The organism is Mesorhizobium sp. M7A.F.Ca.MR.176.00.0.0, assembly GCF_004023165.1.
GTDB lineage: Bacteria > Pseudomonadota > Alphaproteobacteria > Rhizobiales > Rhizobiaceae > Mesorhizobium.
This window is the reverse complement of sequence record NZ_RZTC01000223.1, coordinates 1-3,977: the sequence shown is the minus strand read 5'-3', so window position 1 is coordinate 3,977 and position 3,977 is coordinate 1. Positions and strand designations below refer to the sequence as shown.

At 61.3% G+C, this 3,977-nt stretch carries 3 protein-coding genes; 1 reads left to right on the top strand and 2 read right to left on the bottom strand.

Annotation, left to right across the window (positions count from 1 at the left end):
- Positions 1 to 144 precede the first annotated feature (144 nt).
- Positions 145 to 1,335 (bottom strand): hypothetical protein, encoded by a 1,191-nt coding sequence (locus EOB59_RS33965; protein WP_127267503.1) that lies wholly within the window; start codon positions 1,333 to 1,335, stop codon positions 145 to 147.
- 103 nt (positions 1,336 to 1,438) lie between these two features.
- Positions 1,439 to 1,708 carry a hypothetical protein gene (locus EOB59_RS35480; protein ID WP_145967439.1) on the bottom strand — a complete coding sequence of 90 codons (270 nt, stop codon included), beginning with the start codon at positions 1,706 to 1,708 and terminating at the stop codon, positions 1,439 to 1,441.
- Between EOB59_RS35480 and parC the strand changes: the two genes are divergently transcribed.
- Positions 1,664 to 3,916, top strand: a complete 2,253-nt coding sequence (parC, locus tag EOB59_RS33960; RefSeq protein ID WP_127408842.1) for a DNA topoisomerase IV subunit A — start codon at positions 1,664 to 1,666, stop codon at positions 3,914 to 3,916. The two genes, EOB59_RS35480 and parC, sit on opposite strands and share 45 nt — an antisense overlap.
- Positions 3,917 to 3,977 lie beyond the last annotated feature (61 nt).

Here is a 3,977-nt window from a genome sequence, read left to right as displayed (position 1 = left end):
GGCTTCATCGACCACAAGCACAGGAAACTGGTTCGCCGCAGCGCCGCGCCAACCCGCTGCCGCGAACCCATCATAAGGGGGAAAACTGTTACCTATCTATCCGGTTCAAACTGTTACCCATCTATCGGCTGGACACTACTTCGATCAGTCTTCGTTGGCCTTGACGGTGACGCCGAGCGTCTTCGGTAGGTCGAGCGGGTTGGACATGGCGCCCGCCATGATCAGTGCGAACGGCACGGATGCCGGCGGCTCGGCCGAGATTTCGAGGCTCTTCGGATCATCGAGGAATTTGCTGACCGCGGCCGTAACCTGCGCCGTCAGTTCCGGATTGTTGAGCTGCGCCATGCCAAACGGCACGATCGCCTTGGCCTGGTTGGCGATGTCCTTGCCGGACATGCCTTGCTGCTTGCCGACATAGTCCAGAACCTTGTTGGTCAGCGAATCGTCGTCGAAGCGGATCGAGGCGCTGTTGAACGAAAGCTGCTGCAACAGGCCGAGCATGGCCATGCCTTGCGCCGAATTGTCGGCGCCTTCAGGCTGTGCCGCCATCTTCTTCTGCATTTCCTGCAGCGACTTGATAAAGTCCAGCGTGTAGCCGCCGAGATTGAAGGTCATGCCGAGCGTGCCGGCATTCTCGACCGAGATGTCGTATTTCGACAGTTCCATCTTGCCGTCCGTGGGCTGCCAGGTGCCGGCCATTTCGAGATTGCCCGCGATGTTCTGGTAGCCGAGCGCGTTGATGACTTCCTTGGACTTCGGATCGTCCACCAGCGTCAGGTCGGCGTTGAATTTCTCCGTGGTGGCCGTGAATTCCATCGCCTTGCCGTCCGCCGGCGGCGTGATTTCGATGGCAAGGCCGTCCATCGAGAAGGCGGTCTTGTCGGCGACCTTGACGGTCATGTTCGAGAGTTCGGCTGACTTGTACATCATCAGCGAGCCGAGCGGGCCGGTGGCGCCGTCGGCCGGAACTGTCATGTCATGAATGACGAAGGGGCTGAGGTCGAGGGTGACGCCGTCCTTGCTGTGTGTGAAGGCAGCCGTCGATACGGTGGCGATGTCATAGCCGCCATTTGCCTCGGTCACACCTTCGAGTTTGACGTCGCCGATGGGAAGCGCTTCCTTCTCCGCCGCCGGTTTGATGGCAACGCCCTGCAGCACCATGCTGGTGTTGTCGCCGGTCACGCCAGTCCAGGTGATGTCGACACCTTGTGCGACAAGCGCGGCCTTCAGCCGGTCGGCCACTGCCGTATCCTGTGCGAGGGCCGCATTCAGCGGCAGCGTGAGCAAGAAGGTCGAAAGGGCTAATTTCCTGAGAGTTGAGCGTTTGATTGTCATCGCAAGGTCCCTGAGAGTGTCCTGAAATTGTTTTTTCAATTATTTGCGCCATCACCATTCCGTGACGAACTGGACCGGAAAAAGGCGTGTCCCGGCACATTGGTCAAAAATCGCGGTGAAAGGCAAACCCGATCCCACCGTCTTTGCGCAAACCGGTGAATTTGTCATGAAGAGCCGATAGCCGGATACCGTCGCGCTTGGCCATAGAACCCGCATGTAACAGGCTGATGTTGGCCAACATCCCCCGGGGTGCGGTTTCATGTTGCAGAAGGGCCGGTATCTCTGTCGGGCTCTTGCCGCGAATCACCCGCTCGGCTAGTCCGAGCCCATGGGAAAAAGGCTTTTGCCGCCTGAAAATGGCGGTGGCGATCATATCGAACCGGTCGATCTGAAGAAGGCGCTGGAAGAGCGCTATCTGGCCTATGCGCTGTCGACCATCATGCACCGGGCACTGCCCGATGTGCGCGACGGACTGAAGCCGGTCCATCGCCGCATCATGCACGCCATGCGTCTGCTGCGGCTTAACCCCGACCAGGGCTTTGCCAAATGCGCCCGCATCGTCGGCGAGGTGATGGGCAAGTTCCACCCGCATGGGGACCAGTCGATCTATGACGCGCTGGTGCGGTTGGCGCAGGATTTCTCGATGCGCTATCCGCTGGTCGACGGGCAGGGCAATTTCGGCAACATCGACGGTGATAACGCCGCCGCCATGCGCTACACCGAAGCGCGCATGACCGATGTGGCGACCGAACTCTTGTCCGGCATCACCGAGGATGCCGTCGATTATCGGCCGACCTACAATGAAGAAGACGAGGAGCCGGTGGTTTTGCCCGGCGCCTTTCCGAATCTGCTGGCCAACGGCTCGTCCGGCATCGCGGTGGGCATGGCGACATCGATCCCGCCCCACAACGCCGCCGAGCTTTGCGATGCCGCACTTCACCTGATCGAAAACCGGGACGCGCCGGTGGCGAAGCTGATGGAGTTTGTCCAGGGGCCGGATTTCCCGACCGGCGGCATCATCGTCGACAGCCGCGCCTCGATCCTCGAAGCCTATCAAACCGGCCGCGGTGGCTTTCGCGTGCGCTCGAAGTGGTTCCAGGAGGACCAGGGCAGGGGCACCTGGAGCATCGTCGTCACCGAAATACCCTACGGCGTGCAGAAGGCGCGGCTGATCGAGAAGATCGCCGAACTGCTGATGGCACGCAAGCTGCCGCTGCTCGAGGACATCAGGGACGAAAGCGCCGAGGACGTCCGCGTCGTGCTGGTGCCGAAGAGCCGTTCGGTCGATCCCGGCATCTTGATGGAATCGTTGTTCAAGCTGACCGAGCTCGAAAGCCGCTTCCCGCTCAACATGAACGTCCTGTCGCGCGGCAAGGTGCCCAACGTGCTGTCGCTGAAGGGCGTACTGCAGGAGTGGCTCGAGCATCGCCGCGAGGTTTTGATCCGCCGCTCGAAACATCGGCTTGGCGAGATCGAAAGACGGCTGGAGATACTTGCCGGCTACCTGATCGCCTACCTCAACATCGACGAGGTGATCAGGATCATCCGCGAGGAGGATGAGCCAAAGCAGGTGATGATGGCCCGCTGGTCGCTCACCGACACCCAGGCCGAAGCCATCCTCAATATGCGGTTGCGCGCTCTGCGCAAGCTTGAAGAATTCGAGATCCGCAAGGAATTCGACGGCCTGAGCGCCGAGAAAAAGCAGATCGAGGCACTGCTTGCTTCGAACGAGAAGCAGTGGGCGACGATCAAATGGGAAGTCACCAACATCCGCGACAAGTTCGGCCCGGAGACCGAACTCGGCAAGCGCCGCACCCAGTTCGCCGACGCGCCCGAGCATGATCTGACCGACATCGCACATGCCATGATCGAGCGCGAGCCGGTCACCGTCGTTGTCTCGGAAAAGGGCTGGCTGCGGGCGATGAAGGGGCATCTGGCCGATCTCTCGACGCTGACCTTCAAGGAGGGCGACAGCCTCAAGCTCGCCTTCCATGCCCAGACCACCGACAAGGTGCTGGTCTTCACCACCGGCGGCAAATTCTACACCATCGGCGCCGACCGGCTGCCTGGCGGGCGCGGCCATGGCGAGCCGATCCGCATCATCGTCGATATGGACAATGACCAGGACATCGTCACCGCCTTCGTCCACGACCCGAAGCGCAAGCTGCTGCTGGCCTCGCACGACGCCAACGGTTTTATCGTGCCGGAGGAGGAGGTCGTCGCCAACACCCGCAAGGGCAAGCAGGTGATGAACGTCAAGGCGCCGGACGAAGCCAAGCGCTGCATCCCGGTCACCGGCGACCATCTCGCCATCGTCGGCGAGAATCGCAAGATGCTGGTGTTCGCGCTCGCCGAGATTCCGGAGATGGGCCGCGGCAAGGGCGTGCGGCTGCAGAAATACAAGGATGGCGGCCTTCTCGATCTCAAACCGTTCACGCTGGAGACCGGCCTCTCCTGGCAGGATTCGGCCGACCGCACCTTCACAAGGTCACGCGAGGAACTGGCCGAGTGGATCGGTGCCCGTGCGTCGGCCGGACGGATGGTGCCGAAGGGATTCCCGAGGACGGGGAAATTTGGGTAGCGCTGCTAATCTCCCCCCTCGAGGGGGAGATGTCGCCAAAGGCGACAGAGGGGGTCGGCAC

Coding starts and splice junctions, on each gene's coding strand:
- EOB59_RS33965 (WP_127267503.1), bottom strand. CDS start 1,335: ATGACAATCAAACGCTCAACTCTCAGGAAATTAGCCCTTTCGACCTTC.
- EOB59_RS35480 (WP_145967439.1), bottom strand. CDS start 1,708: ATGATCGCCACCGCCATTTTCAGGCGGCAAAAGCCTTTTTCCCATGGG.
- parC (WP_127408842.1), top strand. CDS start 1,664: ATGGGAAAAAGGCTTTTGCCGCCTGAAAATGGCGGTGGCGATCATATC.